At 71.9% G+C, this 23067-nt stretch carries 13 protein-coding genes and 1 pseudogene; 5 read left to right on the top strand and 9 right to left on the bottom strand.

The features are described 5' to 3' along the window. Window positions 1–1800: 1800 nt before the first annotated feature. Window positions 1801–5490, bottom strand: coding sequence for a P-loop domain-containing protein (locus IE321_RS24220; protein WP_190224499.1), 3690 nt, complete (start codon window positions 5488–5490; stop codon window positions 1801–1803). Between the two features lie 197 nt (window positions 5491–5687). Between IE321_RS24220 and IE321_RS24215 the strand changes: the two genes are divergently transcribed. Next, window positions 5688–5879, top strand: coding sequence for a hypothetical protein (locus IE321_RS24215; RefSeq protein ID WP_043226472.1), 192 nt, complete (start codon window positions 5688–5690; stop codon window positions 5877–5879). A gap of 155 nt (window positions 5880–6034) precedes the next feature. Here the strand turns inward: IE321_RS24215 and IE321_RS24210 are convergent, their stop codons facing one another. The 7 genes from IE321_RS24210 to IE321_RS24180 all read right to left on the bottom strand — a co-directional run bounded on the left by IE321_RS24210 (window position 6035) and on the right by IE321_RS24180 (window position 18063). Next, the gene (locus IE321_RS24210; protein ID WP_226652869.1) at window positions 6035–6760 is read right to left on the bottom strand and encodes a type I-E CRISPR-associated protein Cas6/Cse3/CasE; all 726 of its coding nucleotides are present in this window, start codon (window positions 6758–6760) and stop codon (window positions 6035–6037) included. Beyond that, window positions 6757–7605, bottom strand: coding sequence for a type I-E CRISPR-associated protein Cas5/CasD (gene cas5e / locus IE321_RS24205; RefSeq protein WP_190224497.1), 849 nt, complete (start codon window positions 7603–7605; stop codon window positions 6757–6759). Before cas5e ends, IE321_RS24210 begins: the two co-directional genes overlap by 4 nt. Then, window positions 7602–9026 carry a type I-E CRISPR-associated protein Cas7/Cse4/CasC gene (locus IE321_RS24200; protein WP_190224496.1) on the bottom strand — a complete coding sequence of 475 codons (1425 nt, stop codon included), beginning with the start codon at window positions 9024–9026 and terminating at the stop codon, window positions 7602–7604. The genes cas5e and IE321_RS24200 overlap by 4 nt, the downstream gene beginning before the upstream one ends. Beyond that, window positions 9023–9643, bottom strand: a complete 621-nt coding sequence (casB, locus tag IE321_RS24195; RefSeq protein WP_226652870.1) for a type I-E CRISPR-associated protein Cse2/CasB — start codon at window positions 9641–9643, stop codon at window positions 9023–9025. The genes IE321_RS24200 and casB overlap by 4 nt, the downstream gene beginning before the upstream one ends. Beyond that, window positions 9640–11181, bottom strand: coding sequence for a type I-E CRISPR-associated protein Cse1/CasA (locus tag IE321_RS24190; protein WP_190224495.1), 1542 nt, complete (start codon window positions 11179–11181; stop codon window positions 9640–9642). Before IE321_RS24190 ends, casB begins: the two co-directional genes overlap by 4 nt. Before the next feature lie 4005 nt (window positions 11182–15186). Further along, window positions 15187–15615 (bottom strand): GNAT family N-acetyltransferase, encoded by a 429-nt coding sequence (locus tag IE321_RS24185; protein ID WP_190224494.1) that lies wholly within the window; start codon window positions 15613–15615, stop codon window positions 15187–15189. A 1578-nt stretch (window positions 15616–17193) separates the two neighbouring features. Next, window positions 17194–18063 (bottom strand): hypothetical protein, encoded by an 870-nt coding sequence (locus IE321_RS24180; protein ID WP_190224493.1) that lies wholly within the window; start codon window positions 18061–18063, stop codon window positions 17194–17196. A gap of 280 nt (window positions 18064–18343) precedes the next feature. Between IE321_RS24180 and IE321_RS42895 the strand changes: the two genes are divergently transcribed. After that, a complete protein-coding gene (locus IE321_RS42895; protein ID WP_264202512.1) occupies window positions 18344–18475 on the top strand; it encodes a hypothetical protein in 132 nt (43 codons plus the stop codon). Window positions 18476–18771: 296 nt separating this feature from the next. Here IE321_RS42895 and IE321_RS24175 read toward each other — a convergent pair whose 3' ends face one another. After that, entirely contained in the window at window positions 18772–19167 is a 396-nt protein-coding gene (locus IE321_RS24175; RefSeq protein ID WP_190224504.1) for an ATP-binding protein, read from the bottom strand. Between the two features lie 1045 nt (window positions 19168–20212). Here IE321_RS24175 and IE321_RS24170 point away from each other — a divergent pair. The 3 genes and pseudogenes from IE321_RS24170 to IE321_RS42210 all read left to right on the top strand — a co-directional run bounded on the left by IE321_RS24170 (window position 20213) and on the right by IE321_RS42210 (window position 23006). Continuing rightward, window positions 20213–21574: an outer membrane protein assembly factor BamB family protein gene (locus IE321_RS24170; RefSeq protein WP_190224492.1), complete on the top strand. Its 1362-nt coding sequence runs from the start codon at window positions 20213–20215 to the stop codon at window positions 21572–21574. Between the two features lie 177 nt (window positions 21575–21751). After that, a pseudogene (locus IE321_RS24165) lies at window positions 21752–22641 on the top strand (transposase); the annotation flags it as partial. Between the two features lie 182 nt (window positions 22642–22823). Next, window positions 22824–23006, top strand: a complete 183-nt coding sequence (locus IE321_RS42210; RefSeq protein WP_226652872.1) for a hypothetical protein — start codon at window positions 22824–22826, stop codon at window positions 23004–23006. The last annotated feature ends 61 nt before the right edge of the window (window positions 23007–23067 follow it).

Genomic DNA, 23067 nt, shown 5'->3' with positions numbered 1-23067 from the left:
GGGAAGATCCCGGGCCGGCCGGGGGCCATCCCCGCGCAGGCGGGGAGCAGTGGCCGGGGGCGGCCTCGGGGTTGCGAGCGTCGGGTCCATCCCCGCGCGCGGGGAATAGCCGGGGGGGCTACCGCTCCCAGAGGGGCGGGACGGGTCCATCCCCGCGGGGGCGAGGAGCAGACGAGCCGGACGGTGTCCGGCCTCGCCGAGCGGGGACCATCCCTGCACAAGCAAGAAGCAGGCCACCCTCTACCTCCCAGCCGAGGTGTGGAAGGGGCCATCCCCGCGCGGGCGGGGAGCAGACTTCCTGACCTGCAGTTCTACCCGACGCCGACCCCCTCCCAAGCAACTTTCACCGAAACAGACAAAACCCCCCAGCCCTACCCCTGGCCCCCGCAAGCCCCGCGAGCGCGGGGAGCATCCCGAGGACATCGCCAAGGCAGCCGTCGAACGGGGCCCTCGCGGGCGGGGAGCAGATCCCGTTCAACGACGGCGGAACGCGCGTGTCGGAACCATCCCCGCGCGAGCAGGAGCAGCCGAACTTCTTGTCGTACGCGGTCTGGACCGCGGGACCATCCCCGCGTAGGCGGGGAGCAGCGGCCACCGGGGTTGCCCCGCAGCGCGCGGACGGGGACATCCCCGCGCAGGCGGGGAGCAGACCGCCACCAGCACCGCCACCGCCCCGGGCCTGGGGCCAATCCCCGCGTGCGCGGGGAGCAGGTCGGGATCTTGGTCGGCAGGTGGCCAATGTTGGGGCCATCCCCGCGCGATCGGGGAGCAGACTTCCTGACCTGCAGTTCTACCCGACGCCGACCCGCTCCCAAGTAACTCTCACCGAATCAGACAAAACCCCCAGCCCCAACCCTGGCTCCCACAAGCCCACAAGCTCTGCGGGCGAGGGGAGCAGATGAGCGGTGGGAGAGGAAGGGGGTGAGTGGCATCCCCGCGAGCACGGGAAGCAGGAGCTGGACAAGATGGGCGACGCCCTCGAGGAGGGACCATCCCCGCACGGGCGGAGAGCAGGTGGCCGGTCCGATCGTGAACAAGCTCGACCGGGGACCGTCCCCGCGCAGGCGGGGAGCAGAACATCCCGATGCACGAGGCCGTGCTGAAGGCGGGACCATCCCCACGCAGGCGGGGAGCAGCACGTGGTCGGGCACGGTCTGTACCCACTCCGTGGATCCATCCCCGCGCGAGCGGGGGGCAGGACGAACACCGCGTGGCGGCTGCGCAGTTCGAGGGACCATCCCCGCGCGGGCAGGGAGCAACACCCAGGCGGGGCAGAGGCGCCGTCAGACGGCGTGCAGGGGCGGCCCTGTGATACTGCCCGCAGAGCGCGCTGGGCACCGGGCCTGGCCCGCGCCCCGGCACGGGCTGGACCCGCCCCTACCGGGGCGCGGGACGGCGGCCGGCACGAGAGAAAAGCCGGGCTTTACTTCCGCGGGGCGGGGTGTCCGGGGCCAGCGGGGCCGCCTCCGAACGGACGGCGGCCGGTACGCGGCGCGGGCACGGGCCTGGCCGTGGTGGGGTAGCGGTTCACTCCCCCGCCACGGCCAGGCCTGCGGGCGTGCAGGCCCACCGGCTGAATGACAGCCGGTCGGGGACGCCAGCGCCGGGGCCATCCCCGCGCTGGCGGGGAGCAGGCCTCTCGCCGCCGCCATCACGGCCGCGATGCGGGACCATCCCCGCGCGGGCAGGAAAGCAGCGTGAGCCCGACGGCCGCGCCTCCGTCGTCCGTCGTCCGGGGTCCATCCCCGGGCGAGCGGGGAGCAGTGAAAAGGCTCAGGCACGGCAAACACCATTGCACTGCTAGGAACGGGCGGTGACGCTGAGGTGGACCGCGGCGATCTCGTGGACGGCCTGTACCGCCTCCGGAGCGACCCGGGCCAGAACCGGAAGGGCGTGGTACCAGCCGGCGGTGGTCAATACCCGCCCCAGGACCCCGAGGGCGGCCCCAGGAGCGGGGACCGTGAGCGGCGTCGCCGTCAGGGCCAAGTGCTGGACGGCACGCGTGAAGGAGTCCGTACCGCCCGCACCGGGGACGGGGAACGGACGGACCGGTACGCGGGCGAGGTGCGAGGCCACCGCGGTCAGCGCCGCCGCCCGGTGGTGCGGAACGGCCGGCAGCCCCGCGATGGCCTCGGCCGCCGCGATGTCGCCGAGCGCCGCGTGCAGCACGGCCAGCGCGGCGGTCGGGAAGTGCTCGGCCCCACGGTTGCGCAGCTCCTGCCTCAGCCAGTCCACCTGACGGCCGGGCAAGTCCCCGGCCCCCAGCCGCAGGAAGGCGACGACAAGCACGTCCTCGGGCCGCCAGGACTGCGGACCGCTCCGCGCGGCCTGCGTCCGCGCCGCCTCCATGAGGTCGTCGAAGAGCTCCCGCGCGGGCGACGGCAGCCGGGGCGCGGCCGGGACGAGTTCCACGACCGAGGTCAGCAGCGTCTGGCTCCGGACGGCCTTCCGCGCGGCGTCCAGGCGCTTCAGGACGGGCAGGAGCACTTCGCCCGCGGCCTCGGGGGAAAACGCCGCGAGTTCGGCCGCGACGGCGATGCGCACCGCTTGGTCGGTCTTCCGCCAGGCGGCCCGCGTCCCGGCCCGGTCCGGCTGCTGCCCAAGCCGCGTCAGCAGGTCCACCGCGCCCTCCACGTCCCCGACACCGGCCAACGCCTGCGCGGCATGGGTCCAGTCCGTATCGGCTCCGCCGGCCCCCCGCTCCGCCTCCCGCGCGTAGCCACGCGCGGCGTCGGGCCGACCGCCATCCGCACAGGCCAACGCCAAAGCGGCGTTCACCCGCACCTGATCGGCAGGCCGCCGCACGGTCCTGAGCATCTCTCCGGCAGCCTCGAGAGCATCCGTACGGACGAGCGCCCCCGCCAGCTCCGCCACCCACACCGGACTGAGCCCCTCACCGGTCCCGCCCGCCGGAAGCAGCGCCAGCGCCTGCTCCAACCGCTGCTCGGCCTCGTCCTCGGACCCACGGTCGGCCAGGGCGAGGGCCTGGTCCGCGACCCGTCCGGCCTCGACGAACGAGCGATCCTCGAACGGATCGGGATCGAGCACCTCTTCCTCGGCCTCCACCGGAACAACACGAAGCCCGAGCTCCCGCACCCGATTGACCGCCTCCGGCAGCGCCCCGACCTCGTCGAGGGCCCGGCAGAACGCCTCCAGGGTGTCCCGGAAACCGAACTCGACATGGAACGCGTCCGCGGCCGAAAGCCCCACGCCGTCCCCACCCAGCACGCCCTCCAGGTACTGCCGTGCCGCGTCCACGAGCCGTGCGGCCGGCTCCGGCCGCGACCGTGCCACGAGGGAGGCGGCGACCGCGACCACACCGACCTTCTCCAGCGTCGGGCCGTCCTCCCACACCTCCGTCACATGGGCCAGCACCCGATCGTGAAGGCGTGCGGCACGAGCGGGATCCGAGGCCACGACGGCCTCCCACACCTGAACGGCCTCGGCCGAATCCCCTCGCGCTTCCAGTTCTTCGGCTTCCTCTTCCAGCCCGTCCAGCAGCGTCGCGGCCTCGTCCTGATGCTCCGGCGCCAGCAGACGGGCCGCCAGCGCCCAGGCCTCGTACCGCGCCGAACCCGTCCCCCGCGTGGCACGCAACAGCGCGAGCGCCTCCCGGAGGTCGTCGCCCCGGTCCGGCGCGAGGGCCGTCTCCAGCAGTGCGACGGCCGCCCGCGCCGCCGCGGCCTCCGCCTCGTCGACGGCGGAGGCGAACCGGCCCGCCTCCCGCCGTGCGGTGGCCGCCCACCTGACTGCCGCACGTGCGGTGGCCGCGGCCTCCTCGTCGCCCCTCGCGTGCAGGGCCCGTGCGAGGTCGGCCAGGTGTACGGCCTTGTCGACGGCCCTCCCCAACGCCCCCACCAGCGCCCGCGCCCGCCCCGCGTCACCGAGCCGGGCGACCGTCCGGGCCACGGACTCGGGCAACTCCTCCACGCGTCCCCGCAGCAGGTCCCGCGACACGGCGACCGCCGCCGCCAGCGCCGGAGCGCCCTCCTCCCCGTCGGACGGCGCCACCGACTCGACGTCACGGAGCGCGACGTCCGCCCCCGACCGCAGCACGAGCCGAAGCTGCCGCCGAGGATCGAGTACGAGCCCGGCAAGCCGATCGGGAGCCTCCTCGCGTACGAGACGGGTGTAGCCGGTGAGGAGGTAGTTCGGGGTGTGGTCGGGCCAGTGCTTCTTCTCCTGGTAGTGCCGGGCCCAGCGATGAAGGTCATCGAGGCAGTTGTCCAGGATGGGCCACCCGAGGTCTTCGCATGCTGTCTCATGCAGTTCGGCATGGGCGATCACGAAGGTCTGTCGCTCTTTCTCCGCTTCCGCCTCGGACTGAGCATCCAGAGGAAGCAGATCGACACGGGAGGGTGCCAGCGAACGGCCCACTACCGTGCGGAGCTTCGCCTTCACGGCATGCTTGGTGATCCCCAGGAGCTCGCCCAGGTCTTTCCAGCTGAGGGCCCCGCCAGCGGCGACGAGCAGCCCGAGAAGGCGCTGGCCGAACTCAGGGTCCTCGAGCAAGGTGTGCAGTTCTGTGGTCGCGGCATCGCGGATGATTCGCGCCTCGGGGGAGTCGGACAGCCGCCGGACGATGCCGCGTTCCCGCAACGGGTGGTCCGCGGCGAGTCCCGCCGGAACCCGCGGGTTCGGCCGCCCGGAGACGATGACCCGCATGCCGTGCGGCGGCTTCTTCGGCAGCAACCCGGCGATGCCCCGGCATTCGAGACTCGCGTCGGCGTCCTCGTCGAGCCCGTCGACGACCAGTACCAGACGGCGGCCCCGCTTCTCGCACTCCTGCGCCGCGACCTCGTACCACGGGTCGAGGTCCGCATGCTTCGGGTCCAGCGGCGGCCGGCGCCTGCTGCCCGCGGCCACGGCCAGCTGAGCGGCGATCGTCCGCGCGAAGCCGAGACGACGATCGGTCCCGTGACGTCCGGAGACGAAGTAGTGGGCGACGTCGACTCCGGCGGGCAGCTCTCGGGCGAGGAACCACGCCAGCAGCGCGGTCTTCCCCGCCCAGGGCCCTGCCTGGTACCAGAGGTACGACGGAGACCCGTCGGGAGCGGTCATGAAAGCCGTCAGATCGGCGCATTCCGGCTCTCGCCCGACGAAGTCGCGGGGGAGGACGTCCTGGAGGGTCGGGGAGGCCCCGCCCAGGAGACGCCCGGCGGACGCTGCGTGGACACGAGAGCCGCGGCCGCCCTGCCCACTCCTGCTGACGGCCTGTGCGGCGCTCAGCCGACGGCCCCACACTCCGTCGGGGACCCGGTGATGGCCCGGGGAGTGGAGCGCCGCGCGATCCTCCAGGAAGGGGATCAACACGGTCAGAACGTAATCGACGTGCCGGGGCGACTGCGGTGGTGAGTCGAGAAACCAGCCGCTCAGGTTCGATTTGCCCACCGTGAAGCCGTGCTTCGTGCCCTCGGCTATCAGGCGGGGGTACCCCAACGCCTTGCCGCCCGCGGCCTCGTAGAGCGCCTTCAGGTCCCTGGCGAACATCTTCGGCGGTCCGTCGCCGGCCTGTCCGCCGTCCGCCGAAGACTTCGTTGGACACATCTTCATTCCCCCTCTGACCAGGGCTTACATGGCTCTTCGGCGCGCGGCGACTTCGTTGGACGCCGCCCACACGGTGGATACCTGAAGCACCGAGCCCGGCGGAACGGACCGCCGGGCTACCGACTCCGAGGGGGATTCCCATGTCCGTCGTGCTGACCGTTCTGGAGACCGTTTTCCAGGAAGCCGCCACGCTCTCCGCCGCCACCGGCCTCGCCTACACCGGCGTCGTCGTGACCGTGGCCGTGTCGTCCGTCGTCTTCCGCACCCCGCAGCGCCGGCGGGACGCGCGCGCCACGCTCGCGATCCTGATGCGCCGTGGCGGGAAGCGGTAGGTCCGGGCGCCGCCCGGAGGGTCTGGTCCCGGCGGGGCCGCAGGGCTTAGTCTCGGCCACGGACGGGGTTTTCCGCCCGTGCGGGGATGGCTCCCGTTAGGAGCAGGCCCTTCTTCCCTCCCGCGTGTGCGGGGATACCCCGCCGGGCTCCCGTGTCAGCGCGTCAGGATCAGCCCGCAGCTGTAGGCCCGTGCGTGGCCGACGCCGTTCGACAGGACGTTCACGAAGGTGTCCGGGTCGGTGACGGTGAGGTCGCCGCGGATCTCGGCGCGGCCGACGCGGACCGGTTTCGCGCGGTGGGCGCTGGAGACCGTCGGCAGCATGCGGATGCCCAGCGATTCGGGGTCGGCGGTGGCGCCGATGCGGGCCACGCCGTCCTCGGTGTTCGCCGGTTCGCCGTCGGCCTGAAGGCGCCGGACGAACCAGCGCTTCACGTGCTCCGGCGTGGTGTGGGCGGTGCGGGTGCCGCGCACCTTCTCCGAGGCGGGGCGGCCCGACGGCTTGCTGCGGGTCGGGTTGACGACCGTACGGAAGCCGATGACCTCGCCCGCCTTGAACGTGCGGTCCACGGTGATGAGCCGCGGCGCCGTCGTAAAGGCCTCGCGCGGGATCCGGGTCCAGTCGCCGGGAACCCGCGACTGCACCACGAGCACGAGGGCCGCCGCCTTCAGGTCCACCGACCACGTCGACAGGACGCCCATCTGGGCACGCGCCTGCGGGGCGCCGTCCTCGACCCAGCCGCGGAAGCCGCTCATGACGGTCCGGTGCATCTCCTGCGCGTCAACGAGGGACTTGGCGACCAGCGGGTGGCGGGCGTTGAGGGTGAGGACGGCGTGGGTGGCGACGAAGCGGGCCGTCGAGGCCGGTGCGCTGGTGGTCACGGGATGATGTCCCATCCGGTTGCGGTCGGTGCGATGGTGATGCGCGTACGGGTCTCCCAGCGCCGGGCGTGGGCCCGGTTCGCGGGGTCGAAGCTGACCGGCTGGTCGTTCACCTGCGAGGCGCCGCGGGTGCCCGGCGCGGCCTGGATCCAGGCCCAGGGCCGGCGGCCGGAGGTGTCGGGTCCGTCCGGGCCGGGGAGCAGGAGTTTGCCGGCGAACGCCGTGGCGATCGTGCCGGGCAGGATCTCCGCGGCCAGCGTGCCGGACGGCGGGCAGGACTTCCGGCCGAGCCACAGCAACTGCTTCGGGTGTTCCAGCGCGTACGCGATGTCGTCGAGGAATGCCTGGTCCGGGTGCTGGAGTCCGACGACGAAGGCGGCGTCCGACAGATACCAGCGTTCGGTGACCATCGCCGAGCGCGACAGCTCGGCGGAGACCAGTGCCCCCGACACCGGGTCGGCGGTGATCTTCTTCGGTGCCCCGTACCACCCGGCCAGTTCGTGGTGGCCGAAGGCCGGCCCGTCGGCCGCCGCCATGCTCGCGGCGACGGCCGTGGCACGCCGGTGGTCGGTGATGATGTCGCGCGGGCGCAGCGGGTACCGGCCGGAGCCGACCGTGTGGTAGTCGCGCACCGGGGTGCCCGGATGGTCGGCACGGACCCCGAAGACGAGCGCGGCGAGGTCGTCCACCGGGTCGGTGCGGTCCCGGCCGAGGGCCGCCGCGACCAGGCCGACGACCGCTGATTTGGTGGGCCTGACGTGACTGTCTCGGCGGGCGAACCGGGAGGCCACGCCCCAGGACTGGAGGGGCGCGGCCAGCCGGACGAGCAGGACGTGCGAGGTCACGCGGTCAGCTCCTCGGCGGAGGTCACGGTGAGCGCCCCGGTGTCCTTCAGGGTGCCGAGGAGTTCGTCGATCTGCGGGTCGTAGGTGAGGACGCGGCCGGCCTTGATGTCGGGCCGGCGCCCGCTGACGAAGGCGTGGTGCTTCAGGAGCCGCTTGACCGCGGCCGGGCCGGCGGGGCCCTCGCCGCCCCCGCCGACGGGGTTCTCGTCGATGGGGTTCTGGAAGGCGGCCGCGTAGTTGTACGGGCGCTCGCCCTCGAAGGCGAGCACGAGGGCGGGCAGCGAGCCCGTGGACGCGGTCGAGTTCTTCTTCGCCTCGGGGAAGGCGTCGACGAACGCGGTGACGAACTCCGCCTCGGCCGCCACGGACGCCTCCTCGGCCTCCTCCTCAGACATCCCGGCGGCCCGGAGGTTGCGCCGCAGCTTCAGCCGGTCGAGGACGGCGTGCCGGTAGAAGGTGCCGGTGATCAGCGACTGGTAGCCGGTCATGCCCGCGCCGGCGTCGTCCGCCGCGTCGAGGAAGTCCAGGGCGTTCGTCTTCTCCGCGGGCTTCGGGTTCCGCTTGCGGTCCAGCTTCGCGTCGTCGGCCGCGGCGTAGAAGTCGTCGACCTGCTCCGCCTCGTGCACGGTGAAGGCGTGGCTGCTCTGGACGGCGCCGTCCACGTTCGGCGAGTCCGCGATCTCGGCGAGGAAACGCCCGTAGAGGGCGATGTCGATGGCGTCGCGCGGAGCGAGCGCGGTGAGCACGGCGGCCCGGGTCGCGGCCGGCAGCGCGGGCAGTTTCGCATCCGCCGCGGAGGCCTCGGCGGCCGCCCCCGACTCCGCGCCACCCTCGGCGCCGTCCGCGCCGGGCGGCTCCTCTTGAGCTGCGGCGGCGCCCTTGCGGGCCGCCTTCTTCTTGGCCGCGGCCGCCGCTGCCGAGGCCACCTGCGCCGCCGTGTACGCCTCGGCCCAGGCCCGTACCGCCCCGGCCTGCTCCTCGATGTGGGCGGCGATGCGCGCGCCCGCGTCGGACGGCGCGAACAACAGCACCTTCGTGAGGTTCGCAACGGTCTTCTTGCCCGGGTCCCCGAACTTCAGGCCGGTGGCCTCGATCACGGCCCGCGCGGTACGGACGGCCTCCTCCGGCTCCCAGCCGTGCTCGGAGGCCAGCTCGCGAGCGGTGATCAGCGCCCACTCGCGGGTACGGGTCCCGGTGCCGCGCCCGGCCAGCGCGCCGACCCCGGCGTTGGCCCGGTTGCGGGTGTGGACGCGCTCGGCCCTGCGCCGCGCCTGACTGGTGATCATGTGGCGTTCGGCGCCGCCGTAGACGATCGACTTCGGCGCCCCGTTCTCGTCACGCACGGGAAGGACGGCCACCAGGGTCTCCAGGAGGTGCAGGGAGAGGAACTGGCTGCCGGAAGAGGAGACGCTGCTGGTCACGTGGTCGGGTCCTTCGGGAGAGAGACGGCTGAGGTCGGGAGGGAGAGCGCGCCCGCGCGGTCGGCGGCGGCTCGCGCGGGCGGCATGTGGAAGGCCACGCCCCACTCGTACGGGACACGGGCCCTGCGGTCGTGCCACCGGTTCAGGTCATCGACGAGCCCGGCCCAGGACGGCGGCTGCTGATCGCAGGAGCGCAGCCGCGCGATGGCGTGCTGCAGGTGGCGCCACGGGATGCGGCGGCTGGACACGATCCGGTCGACGAGACGCGCTGCACCCGGGTCGTCGGGCCCGCGCCCCGCACCGCCGCCGATCCGGCGGGCGGCCTCGCCGAGACTGCCGTAGCCGAAGGCGGGCTTCGTCCGCCCCTGGTGGTAGACCGCGAACAGGAAGGCGACCTGCCCGTACACCTCGCGCTGCGCTTCGGTGGGGCTGTACCAAAGCGCCCGGAAGTGCGGCTCCCTCTGGACGCGCGGCCGGCGGAGCTCGGCCAGGCTCGCGTAGTCGTGGTTGTGGACGAGACTGGCGAGCCACGCGGTGAGCGCGACCCCGCCCTCACTCACCGGGGCGTCGGTGCGGTCGGCTGCGCGGGTGCCGTCCACAGTTCTGGCGGTGGTCATGCGGTGGTCCCCCCTGGGAGTTCGGCCGGGGCCTTCGGCTGGCCCAGTTCGTCGTCGAAGCGCCGCAGCGCCGCGGCCCGGGCCTTCGCGCCCTGCGCGTTCCTGGGCAGGGAATCAAGGCATTCGGCGAGGAACCGGCGGGCCGCGGTGGCGATGGCGGCCGCGTACTCCCGGAGGGACGCCCCGACGTCCTCGCCCAGAGCCGTCTCCTCCATCAGCAGCTCGAACGGCTCCCGCGTCGCCTCCCAATGCCGTTCGCGGGCGTCGAACCGTGCGATCTGGAGGACCTTGTCAGTCGGCTTGGGATTCGGGTACGCCACCCTCCAGGCCGCGTACGCCGCCTTGTACAAGGCGCCCGCCAGGAACTCGGCGAGCACCGAACCGCGGTAGGACGCCTCGTACAGCTCGGCCTCCAGGCCGGGGGCGAAGGGGAACGTCCCGTCGACCCAGGCGATGGCCGTGGTCTGCTTGGCCACGAGCCCGACCGTCCACAGTTCGACGCGGCGAGCGGGCCGCTGGCCGGGCTCGGGGGCGACGCCTTCGGGCGGAAAGAGCGCGAGCCGCCGGTAAAGGGTGCTCCCGTCGTTCCGTCCCCCGCCGGAGCGGCGGGCCTCGTCCACCGCCGCGTAGAGAGCGTGGGCCTCGCGCCAGACGGCCCTGGTCGCCGACGCCCACAGCGGCTTCCTGGTGCCGTCACCCTTCTTCCCGAGGTACACGGCGTCCTGCAGGTGTTCGTCCCCCAGCTCCAGCACCTCGCCCGCGCCGAGCAGTACCCGGTCGACGTACTCCCCGGTCCGCGTGGGGCGCAGCAGGACCGACCGGCCGAGGTAACTGTGCAGATCCGCCGGGCCTTCGACGGTCCGCGGGGTCGCCTTCGCCGTGAAGCCCCGACGCTCCTTGCCTACGGTCCAGGTGCGGTTCAGCGTCCCGGCCGGCCCGGACACCGGGGCGAGGTTGAGCCGCAGCGTCTCGCCGAGGGAGTCGCCGAGCGCGATCACACGGATGCGGGTCCCGAGGCGGGTGGCGGCGAGGTTGGTGATCGTGGCGCCCAGGGTCTCCTTGCCGGAGATCCGGGCGCGGCCGGCCGGCCCGTACACGTGCTGCGTGAGCATGGCCCGAAACGCCTCGGCGACGGACAGCGGACTGGGGTGCTCCAGATGGTGATGGTCGAAGAACTGGTTGTAGTCCCCGACCCGTTCGATCACCAGCTGCGCGGGACCGGCACCGTGCTTGTCGAGGAAGGGCGCGAGCAGCGCGTTCTGCCCCAGGGGCTCCTCCGGATGGAACAGGTCCCAGACCTCGTCCTCCGGCCGCTTCGCCAGCCACTCGGCCGCCGGCCGCAGCGCGTCCTTCCGGTCCACCCAGGCCGGCCACTCCGCCGCCGACTCCGGATAGGTGCCGGAGGCGTAGCAGATCGCCAGCAGGAACTCGACGACCGCGACCTGTTCGCCCGGCGTGCCGCCTTCCACGGCCCGCACGCCGTCGGCATCGTGGAGCAGCTCCACCAGGTTCAGCTCGACGAGCCGGTCATCGAGCATCGACACCCTGATGCACGGGGACTCCCGAGGATCCCACCGAGGCCGAACACCCCCACCGGATAAGCCCACGACACCACTCACGCGCCACCGCCCCCCTTGCTCTTAACGGTTACGGCCCGAACGGAACAGGACGCTAGCAGCCCGGGCCACGCCGGGCGTCACGTTCCGAAGATTCCGAGCCGCCCTGGGTTCTGTCGTCAAATGCCAGGCCCCATCAGGAATGACACAAGAGTGACGGCTGCTCCATAGGACTCGACGGTCTAGGTGTCGCGAGTGGCGATGCCGCGTTATTGCTTCAGGAGATCGCGCCGGCGCCGAAGACGGCCTTGAAGGGGCCATCCCCGCGCGAGCGGGGAGCAGCAGGGCGGCGCGGAGGACTACCTGATCGACGTGGGGCCATCCCCGCGGGCGCGGGGAGCAAGACGGAGGCCGGGCGCGGGGCCGGCCGTAGGCGGTGGTCCGCTCCCCCGCCACGGCCACGCCTGCGGGCGCGGGGAACAGTCCGTCAGCGTGCGCCAGGCGGCGAGGCGGGCGGGTCTACCCCCACGGGCGCGGGGAGCAGCCGAAGTCGCCTCCCCCCTGCCGCTGCCGGGTTCATCCCTGCGGGCGGGGAGCAGGTGCTCGGGCCCGCTCATGCGGTGCCCCTCGGGGGCCATCCCCGCAGGCGCGGGGAACAGATCTCGCCGCCATCCTTCCAAGCCGCGAACTTGGGTCCACCCCCGCGGGCGCGGGGAGCAGGTCGAGCGCGGCGGGCTCGTCTTTGACCGCCAGGGTCCATCCCCGCCCAGGCAGGAAGCAGCAACAGCCACCGGCAGTGGGGATCTCGACGAAGGGGCCATCCCCGCGCGAGCGGGGAGCAGGAGCAGAGCAGGAATCAGAGCACCCTCTCGCAGGGGCCATCCCCGCAGGCGCCGGAAATAGTTGACCTTGAAGACCATCACGGCCGCGCAGATCGGTCCATCCCTACACGAGCGGAGAACAGGCACGGATGCTCGCGGCGGGCTTCTGGTACTCAGGTCCATCCCTGCGGGCGCAGGGAGCATCTCACCTTCTCCAGATCGCACGCGATCTGGATGGGAGCATCCCCACGCAGGCGGGGAGCAGACCGCGATGACCATCCCGATCCTCTGCACACCGGAGCCATCCCTGCGCGCGAGCGGGGAGCAGCCGTGACCAGCTCGATGGATGTCTCCGTCGTGGGGCCATCCCCGCGCGAGCGGGGAGCAGTCGGCGAGCCGTGCCCACGCGTGGGGGTCGCGGGGGCCATCCCCGCGCGGGCGGGGAGCAGCTGACCACGGGGCAATTCGATCCGTGTGTTCGAGGTCCATCCCCGCGCGGGCGGGGAGCAGTCCTGGATGGCGGTGCCCAGGTCATGGGGCCAGGGTCCATCCCCGCGTGTACGGGGAGCAGACGCCGAGGGCGAGGGACTACCGGCGGCGCAGGAGTCCATCCCACGGGCACGGGAAGCAGGAGGCGGCGACGGACGAGGGCCCCCTGTCCTGGGGTCCATCCCCGCGGGGGCGGGGAGCAGAAGCCGATCTCCCAGTCGGCACCCTTGCGCTTGGGATCGTCACCCGCAGGCACGGGAAACAGGATTCCGCCGTCCAGGCCCGCCGCAAGAAGGCGGATCCAGCCCCGCGCGAGCGGGGAGCAGATCCCGGCACTGCCGAGGTACCAGAGTTGCGGGGGGCCATCCCCGCGGCCGCGGGGAGCAGTGGTTGTAGTCGTGCGCGTTGTCTGGGTGGCAGGGGCCATCCCCGCGGGTGCAGGAAGCAGCGTGCCCCGGATGAAGGCCACGAGCGCGTGAGCGGGTCCATCCCCGCGGGCGCGGGGAGCAGTACGGGGTGGCGCGCGCTCTCGCTGGCGTCGCGGGTCCATCGCCGCGCGGGCGGTAAGCAGCCGGACGTCGGCTCAAGGGACACAATCGGCACGGGGCCGTCCCCGCGCGAGCGGAAAGCAGCTGGTGGCCACCAGCACCCATGCCGAAGCCTGGGGTCATCCCCGCGCGGCGGGGAGCAGTTGCCGAGCAGTGCCCACGCGTGGGGGTCGCGGGGGTCATCCCGCGCGGGCGGGGAGCAGGCGACGGGGACGGTGTGCGGGGCGGCGTCCCCGGGGCCATCCCTGCGAGCGCGGGGAGCAGGGCCAGGCGTTGTAGACCCGCCAGCCGACCTTGGGGCCATCCCCCACGGGAGCGTGAAGAGTAGCGCTCCATGAGACTGCGCATCTGCGCCACGGGGCCATCCCCCGCGCAGACGGGGAGCAGGGTGTTCGAGCACCTGATCCGGGGCCGCGCCCGAGTCCATCCCCGCGGGCACGGGGAACAGCATCGGCCACACCCCCCCCCACCTAGGAACGGAGGGTCCATCCCCGCGGGCACGGGGAGCAGACGACCTCCAGCTGGATGGGGGCCGTCGCGTCGGGTCCATCCCCGCGCGAGCGGAGAACAGGTGTGAGCCCATGCGTGGGTCTGCGACACGGTGGGGCCATCCCCGCGTGGGCGGGGAGCAGGCGGAAACCCGGTACAGGCACCAGGTGAGCCGGGGTCATCCCCCCGGGCGTGGGGAGCAGGGAGTGCCCCGGGCCGGTTTCGATCCGGCAGCGGGTCCATCCCCGCATGCGCGGGGAACAGCTGCCGGGCAGAGCGTCCATGACGTACTGCAGGGGGCCATCCCCACAGACGCAGGGAGAAAGACGGGATCCACGAACTCGGGCGTCCTTTCTGGGGACCATCCCCGCAGGCACGGGGAACAGATCGGCGTCCACCCCGCCTTCGGGGCGTTCCTGGGTCATCCCCACAGGTGCGGGGAGCAGCGTCCCTTCGACGCCCATTCGAGGGCGCGCGGGGCCATCCCCGCGGGTGCGGGGAGCAGGCCTTCGTAGTGATCAGTTCGCCGTCGCGGACGGGTCCATCCCCGCGGGTGCGGGGAGCAGCGAACCGGCGGTGCCAGAAGCTCCGAGCATGGGGGTCCATCCCCGCGGGTGCGGGGAGCAGATGCAGCACGTCGACAGGCACCCGGGGAGCATGGGTCCATCCCCGCGGGTGCGGGGAGCAGGGCGAGAGGGAGAACTAGCGGCGCGAGTTCTTGGGTCCATCCCCGCGGGTGCGGGGAGCAGTTGACTGCGGCCTCCGCCTCGGCGGCGGCCAGGGGTCCATCCCCGCGGGTGCGGGGAGCAGTTCGCTGCCGTCGAGGGTCAGGAGGAACTGACGGGTCCATCCCCGCGGGTGCGGGGAGCAGCGCTTGCTGCGGAGCACTGCATCGGCCAGGGGGGTCCATCCCCGCGGGTACGGGGAGCAGACGGGCTTGGTCAACTGTGACGCCCCGGTGCCGGGTCCATCCCCGCGGGTGCGGGGACCAGATCGTCTCCGTGCGTGCCACCGTCACCGCCCTGGGTCCATCCCCGCGGGTGCGGGGAGCAGGTCTCCGTCGACTCGCCGCGCGCCAAGACTCCGGGTCCATCCCCGCGGGTGCGGGGAGCAGGAAGTCGGCAGCAAGTTGCTCGCCGGCGGGGAGCAGGGGTGGGACGACGTCGTTCTGCACGACCTGGAGGGATCATCCCCGCGGGCGCGAAGAGCAGCCGAACTGAACGATTCCCTTGTAGCCCATGCCGGGTCCATCCCCGCAGGCACGGGGAACAGCAGCCGGGCAGGTCGTCCGTGACGTACTGCAGGGGGCCATCCCCACAGACGCAGCGAGAAGGACAGGATCGACGAGCTCGGGCGTCCCTTCTGGGGGCCATCCCCGCAGGCACGGGGAGCAGATCGGCGTCCACCCCGCCTTCGGGGCGTTCCTGGGTCCATCCCCGCAGGGGGCGGGGAGCAGTTCATCCCGCCACCCGCGTAGCGGGCGCGCATGGGACCATCACCGCACGAACGGGGAACAGGCGACGATACCCTCACGACCCGCCGCCTCACCCGCAAAGGCCCACCGACCGACTGGACGAAGAAGCCGACCATCGGCTGACGCCTCCTGGACCCGGGCCCGTCGCGACCACAGCCCGGCTCCGTCACACAGTGAGGTACATACCGACCGACGCCGGTGCTGTCTGCCGGAATCCGAACTTTTCATACAGGAACCGGGCATCGCCGTCAGCGATCAGCGAGACATACGCACCGTCCGGCGCCCTCCGCTCCAGCTCACACATCAACTCCGCCATGATCTTCTTCCCCAGGCCGCGCCCCTGGTGCTGAGGCGCGACACAGATGTCAACGATCTGGAAGAAGCAACCACCGTCTCCGATCACACGACCCATCCCGACCGGCTCATCCCCACACAGCACCGTTACGCCGTGCCAGGTGTTCGGCAGGCCCGCCTCGGCGGCCTCCACAGTCTTCGCGCTCAACCCCGAGGTCACCCGCAACCGGAGGTAGACCTCCACGGGCGGCGGACCAGCACGGAGCGAGTAAGAGTCAAAATCAGTGTTCACCCAGTACATAGTACGGAAGGGAGAGCCCAGGACAAAGAAACCGACCACACCCCGCGCCACCCCAACAGCCAGCCGGATCCCAAACACTCACACACCCCTGCCACCCAGCCTCCGCCCCGTCGGAACCATCCACGCACGAGCAGAGCAGCAACCGTTCCCGGCGGCGTACACGCCGGATCCGCCAGGGCCATCCCCGCGGGCACGGGGAGCAGCACAGGTCGCCGGCGGGCACGGTGGCGAGGCCGGGTCCATCCCCACGGGAGCGAGGAGCAGGAGTCCCGCTGTCCCTGCGGGTGCGGGGAGCAGACGGCCTGTATGCGGGCGGTGGTCCGCATGGTGGGTCCATCCCCGCGGGGGCGGGGAGCAGTTCACCGAGGGCCGGGGCGGCGGTCGGGTGCACGGCCCATCCCCGCGCGAGCGGGGAGCAGGTGTGCCGGTAGGCCGGCACTTCGTCGCTGTTGGGTCCCTCCCCACGCGTACGGGGAGCAGGTGACCAAGTTCCAGACCTTGCGGATGCCGTTGGGTCTATCCCCGCACGGGCAGGGAGCAGGCCGGGTCGAGCCAGTCCTTGGGGTTGATCGCGGGTCCATCCCCGCGCGGGCGGGGAGCAGCCCTCCTTCATGACGATGCCGGACTTACTGCCGGGTCCATCCCCGCGCGGGCGGGGAGCAGGCGCCTGCGGGTGCCGCCTACGCGTCGGTGGCGGGTCCATCCCCGCGCGGGCGGGGAGCAGCTCGCGGGTCAGGGGCGAGGGGTGAACTCGCCGGGTCCATCCCCGCGCGGGCGGGGAGCAGCGGAACTCGCGGGACCACTGCTTGAGCATGTGGGGTCCATCCCCGCGCGGGCGGGGAGCAGGTGATCCCGATCTCGCGGGCGGCGGCGGCCTTGGGTCCATCCCCGCGCGGGCGGGGAGCAGTCTTCCTGACCTGCAGTTCTACCCGACACCGGCCCGCTTCCAAGCAACTTTCACCGAAACAGACAAAACACTCCCCGGGGGTCCAGAGAACCACCCGTGGTGAGTTCGGTGGTGAGCCCCTTGGTGAGTAACCCCGGGCATGGTGACCTCAGTGGTGAGCACAGGAGCAGGATCAGCTCGGTGGCGAGCAACCACAACGACCTCTCCCACACTCACCGACCGCAACGGGCCATCTCCACGGCGCAGAAAGCAAGTCGCCGCGGCCGCGATGCGGCTGTGAGAAGAAGGGCCCGATCCCCGCGGGCGCGGGGAGCAGTTGGTGCGGTGGAGCGAGGTGAGCTCACGGCCGGGACCATCCCCGCGGGCGCGGGGAGCAGCTGGCCAGTCGGTCCCGCTCTTCCGCTAGGCCGGGACCATCCCCGCGCGAGCAGGGAGCAGACCTCCTGACGGAGCTGGTCCAGGGAGGTCCCGGGTCCATCCCCGCGCCGAGGAGGAACCCGCGGGGCGAGGAAGCCCGCCCCGCCCCCGAGGGGGCCGGCGCAAAGTTCTGCCGCACTCTTCAGTAGCTCCAGCGTGGGCGAGCGTCGCCGTCTCCACCATGCGCATGAGCTGCCCCGGTCCCTCACGGCCGGACGGACAGTCCGTCCGGCCGCCGGCCCAGCAGGAGCCGCTTACGTGTGTGCCGACAGCGGCTGGTGCAGCCACGCCCGCATGCTCCCGTTTTTTGTCTGGACGCCGATCTCGTGGAACTCCACCGTGCTGATGCCGGGGTGGTTCTGGCTCACGGTCGTCCAGTAGACGGCATCTGATACGCACAGCACGTAGTTATCCGTGCGGTCGTGCAGTGCCGCCCGGACTGCGTCTGCGTCAAGCAGTCGGCAGGCGTCGTTGAGAGCGGCGCCTGTCCAGCCGTGTCCGTCCATGCTCACGTTGCCCGTGGCCAGGACCAGCCGCGGACGGAGTTGGACCGAGTCCGAGGCAAGCCGGTTGAGCGTTCGCAGCTCCGTGGGGACGACTCCGAGCACGGTACGCAGGAGATTGGTCATGGGGACAGCGGCGTCGATCAGTTCGAGGAATCCGTCTCCCTGATCCATCCGCCGCCGCGCAGCCGGATCGATGCCAGCGGCCTCTGCGACACGGTCAAGGAGGTTGGAGAGCATCCGGCGCATGTATCCCTGCTCGACATCGTCGTGTCCGTTGAACCGCGCAATGTCGGCTAGCAGCAAGGTGCTCGGTACAGGCCTCCCGAACGCAAAGGCATCCGTGCCCGTTGCGGCCTGGAGCATCGACGGAGCCGCCTCCTGAACTTGCCCGGGCTCATCCGCGGCTTGCGGCAAGGAGTCCGCTTCCGCAGCTACGTCCCACAACGCGTGGAACCGCTTCACCTCGACTGCCGCATCGGCTCCAGGCGTTCGGCTCCCGAGCTCGGTCACCAGCATCTCGACAAGGCCCCACGTCGGCAGCCGGGGCTTGGTGAAGGCGTCGTGGATCCGGCTTGAGCTGACCACTCCGGGACCCAAGGCCCGTGCCAGCTCACGCACCGAGGGCCAACCCGCCCGGCGGTGAGCTAGGTGCAGCTCATCGCTCAGCTTTTTGCGAGGTCCAGGCAGAAACAAGGGAGCCGTAAGCCGAGCCATGCGTGATCCCCCACGAAGTGTCCAGAAGTGTCCAGAAGCGTCCAACTACGTCCGACGGGCAAGGTACCGCGTCCGAACCCGTAAATCCCCGACCTGAGTTGTCTGAGGACGTCAGACCACGTCAGCACCCCTGTGAACAAGCCCAACCTGGAGGAGACCAATCGGAATCGCACCGGGAGACACCATGATCGACACCGCCCTGACCCTCATCGTCCAAGGCCTGCTCACCGAACTCCCCGCCAGCCTGATCACAGCGGCCTGCACCGCGCTCGTCGTATGGGCAGTACGCAAACGGGCGGGACAACAGGACAAGTAAGGACCCGCTCAGCCGCTCCAGGCTGCCGACACCCCCACCGCACTCCGCGGCCCTGCTGCGATCTCTCAGTTCCATGTCAGTACGCCACCTGCACAGGTACCGCCCCGTGACAGTGAAATCGCCGCGATCTTTCACACCCACGACAGTGCACCCCACTCAAGAAGACCGGGCTGACCTGTGACAAGGCGCCGTCTCACCGCTGCCTCTTGCCCCGCTGTCACGAAACCGAGAGATCGCACGTGGGGCACGTACCGGGGGCCGCGCGGGGCCGGGCAGGAGGGGGCTGGGGACGGGCTCTACGCGGGATCGTCGGCCAGCGGGATCGTCGTGGTGATCCGCTTGCCCACCGGTTCGCGGTGGATGGCGAAGCTCTGTCCGACGGCCATCACGATCTCCAGTCCGTGCCGGCCGATGCGAGTCGGGTCGGGCGCGAGGAGCAAGGGCGGGGTCGGATTGCTGTCCCAGACGTTCACCTGGACACTGCCGCCGGTGACCTCCAGGGTGAGCAGGCAGGGTCCGGGGGCGTACTTGCGGGCGTTGGTGACGAGCTCGCTGACCACGAGCTGCACCGTGCTCATCGCGTCTGGGGACACTGGCAGGCCGTGCACGGCCTGGACGTCGGTGAGGAAGGAGCCCGCGAGGTCGCGGGCGAGTGCGATGTCCTCGCTGCCCTCGAAGACGCCGGACGTCATGATGACGTCCGCCATCAGCAACTGCGCGTCCCCGTCACCCGTCGCCGGCTCCACACCCCTCGGCCTCCCCCGTCTTCGTGCAAAGTGCACGAGCCGTTTACCCCCGATCCCGCACTGCACGCAGGGCACGGGCGCGGGTGTGGGGCTCTGTGTCACCTGGGCGGGTACGAGCCCGCCCGGGCTGGGGCGGTGGGCCGGGAACGGAGCCGCCCCGCGCCGGAAGGGGGTCCGGGCGGGACGGTGCCGGCCGCATGTGGAGGGGGTGACCACGGCAGATGGCGCGGGCGTTCCATGCGCTCCAACACGCCGTCTGCCCCCGCATCGGGCGCTCACACCGAGCGGGTGGCCTTCAGCTCGTTGGCGTCGGGGAGGGGGAGGCGGGGTGAGCCGGGGCGTGGGGCGGTCGTCACCACGTCGTCATTGAGGGCGTCATGGGGGCGTCATCCGGGGCGGCAAGGTCGTCATCACGTCACGCCGGATGACGGCCTGATGACGGCCCCATGACGGCCTCGATGACGGTTCTGAGCAGAGAGAACACGGTGATGGCGGGGTGAGGGTGGGGTGAGGGTGGGAAACGGCGCTGGGCGGCGGTCCGGGCGCTTCCCGTGCCCTCGACCCACGGGGCCGGGCCAGGGATCGGGCCGAGGGGCCGTCAAGAGGGCTTGGGCGGCCCGACGGTACTGCCCCCTGGATGACCTCCGGGGCGCCGGGCCTCGCCCGCGCACGCCATATCGGCACGGGCTGAAGCAGACCCTACCGGCGCGGTACGAGCACGGTAGGGGCGGTACCGGGATCCACGGGACCATCCCCGAACGGACGCCGGCCCGAGCACGGCACGAGCACGAGGCAGTCAGGAGCGGCGGCCCACTCCCCCCACCTCGGACCTCACACCACCGGGGCCCTGGGCACTCTCCGGGGCGCGGCAGTGCCACACGGGGGCCGGGCCAGGGGCGACTGTTAAGCGGGCCGGTGCCCGCGGGGCACTGATCAGGTGTGCTCTAGCCTGACGGGGATTCGGCCGTTCGAGCCAGGGGTGGGGATCCGTATGGCAGCGCGCACGACTGACGGCACAGGGCGGGGGCGGTGGCCGTCGGGCCGCCGGGGAGCGGGGCGCGGGCTCCGCCCCCTGCTCGCGGCCGTCACCGCGCTGTGCGCCCTCGGACTTGTCATGGGCTGCTCCGCCCTGGGGAGTTCGCTGCGCCTGGTCTGGGAGGCCCCGGTCGACAACGGCGCCAGGAACTATGGCAACGGGGCCTGGCTGGTCGGCGAGACGCTCGTCCGCAGCAGGTACGACGCGGTCGGCGCCTTCGACTCGAGGACGGGCAAGGTCCGCTGGGAGTACGCCCCGCCAGGGCAGGAGCACATCTGCGCCGTCAGCCGCCGCACGGCTGGCTCCGTCCTCTTGATCGCCCGGGGGGATGTGATGAACGCGGGCTGCTCGACGGTCGCCGCGCTCGACCTCATGAGCGGCCGCGAGCGGTGGCATACGCCCCGCGCCCCCGGGGGAAACCTGACCGAGACGTTCACGGACATGGTCGCCGTCGGTGGCGGGGTTGCCGTCCTGCGGGACGCCGACGAGATGTGGGCCCCCGACGACGACCTGTGGACCCCCGGCTCCCGGCCCGCCGTCTCCGGAACGAAGGCGCTGCGCGCCTTCGACCTGCGGACCGGCGTCCCGCGCTGGACGGCCGCCGTCCCCGAGGACTGTGTGCCCGAGCAGGTCGCCGCCGGGGAGCGGCAGGTCGTCGCCGTACTCGCCTGTGGCCGCACCGAACTGCGGCTGGCCGCGTTCGACCTGGCCGGCGGCGGGCTGCGGTGGACCGCTTCGCTCGGCGGGCGAACGGCGCCCGCACCGGACGGGCAGGTGGCCCTGCTGTCGGCCGAGCCGCCGGTCGTGCAGAACGGGGGGACGACGGAGGGCGGGCAGGGCGCCTTCCTCCTCTTCGGCGAGGACGGGAAGGCGGCCGGCCGGATCGAGACCACCGGCGGATACGGAACCATCCAGGCGCATGCGCCGGCCCTCGTGACCGTCGCGGACGGGCGGCTTTACGCCGGTGCCGAGATCAGAGAGCGCAAGTCGTACCGGGACCGGGTGGTCGCCTTCGACCTGGCGAGCGGCAGCCAGGTCTGGCTGGAGGACGTGGCCGTCGCGGGCGGCCTGCGTGCCCTCGACGTGACCGGCGGCCGGGTGACCGTCCTCGCCGACCGCGGCTCCCGGCAGGACAGCCTCGACGAACTGGTGGTGCTCGACGCCGCCACCGGTGAGGAGAAGGAGAGCATCGACACCGGCAGCGACGTGGACCGGCACAAGGGTGAACTGGCGGGCGTGCTCGTGTACGAGGACCTGGTCGTCGCCGTGCGCTGGGGCTCGGGAGTGCGGCCCTTCTCGGCGTACAGGCGCGACTGACGGGCCGGGCCCGGCGGGAATCGTCGGACACGCCCTAACTTGATCTTTAACGTGCGTCGTCGAACGGTGCGTCGTACTTGGTCACTCGGTTCGGTATCCGCCGTACATGGAAGCGGCCTTCGTTTGAACATGTGCTCCGACCAAGGAACACACACGTCCAGCACGAAGGCCGTGAGGATGAGTCTGCAACATCACGATGCCCAGCGAGAGTCGTTGGCGGAACTGTCACGCTTCCGGGGCGAGTTCCACTCCTGCCTGACCGCCCGTTCGGACGCTCTGTTCGAGCTGGCGGACGCGGTTTTGTGCGGTGACGGTCCGGTGAGATCGCTGGCCGAGCTGTCGCTGGTGGGCGAACACCGCCGCGGGCACGGCAGTCTCTACGCCGCGCTCGCCCAGGGCCGCATCGATGGCGGCCGGATACGACGCGTCCTGGCCTCGGTGCCGCTACCACGAGCCGTTGACGGCCGGCTGGTCCTGGCACCTGCTGGCTGCGGCCGGCCGCTCACACCTCACCACAGCGGATCCTCTGCCACACCTACGGCCGGGGTAAGGGCCAGCACATCCCGGTCCCCGGATGGCCCTACTCGATCGTCTGCGCGCTGGAACCCGGCCGCAGCTCGTGGACCGCGCTGCTGGACGCGCTGCGTCTTGCCCCTGGGGACGACACGGCCACCGTCACCGCCCGGCAGCTACGCGACCTGGTCGAGCGGCTTATCACCGCAGGTCAGTGGCAGATCGGGGACCCGGACATCCTCATCATTGCGGACGCCGGATACGACGCACCCCGCCTCGCCTTTCTGCTGAAGGACCTGCCAGTGCAGGTGTTGGCCCGGATGCGCTCGGACCGTGTCCCGCGCAGGCCCGCACCGCCGCGGTAGCCTCACGCCAAGGGCCGTCCGCCCCGGCACGGCGGCGAGTTCGTCTTCGGACAGCCCGACACCTGGGGCACCCCGGGCACCGCAACCGTCACCGAAACCCGCCTCTACGGCACCGCCACCGCCCGCTCCTGGGACCGGCTCCACCCCAAGCTCACCCACCCTTCGTCTCAGACCGCTTCGTCGGGGAGTTCAGGGAACTCGGGCACGGCCGGCCCGACGGACCCTCGCTTCACGCTGCCGCACGTGACGAAGGAGACCAGGACGAGCAGTCCCTCGCGCGCTACCTGCGCGAAGGGACGATCCTTGCTGCCACCACGACGAGGGTCCACGACGTTCTCAGCCCGGAGCACGAGCTGATCGGCGGCCTGTCCTTGCTCACCGACGGCCAGTGGTTCTGGTACTCGGACCTCGCCCACTACGTCGAGCGCTACCACGTCACCCTGGACGAGCGGTTCATCCAGCACGCCCGAAGCCGGAACTGGAGCCCGCCGCAGCTGACCCACGATGAACTCGTCGAAATCGAAGAGACCATGTTCGACGACGAAGACGCCTGACCTCACCACGGGATGTCAGGCGGCCTGGCTGAAGGACAGTGCCCCGCAAGCACCGGCAGCG

Origin of the sequence: Streptomyces hydrogenans (assembly GCF_014656075.1) — a bacterium.
Classification (GTDB): Bacteria; Actinomycetota; Actinomycetes; order Streptomycetales; family Streptomycetaceae; genus Streptomyces; species Streptomyces hydrogenans.
Note: the sequence above shows the minus strand (reverse complement) of the source record. Positions and strands in the feature narration are given on the sequence as shown.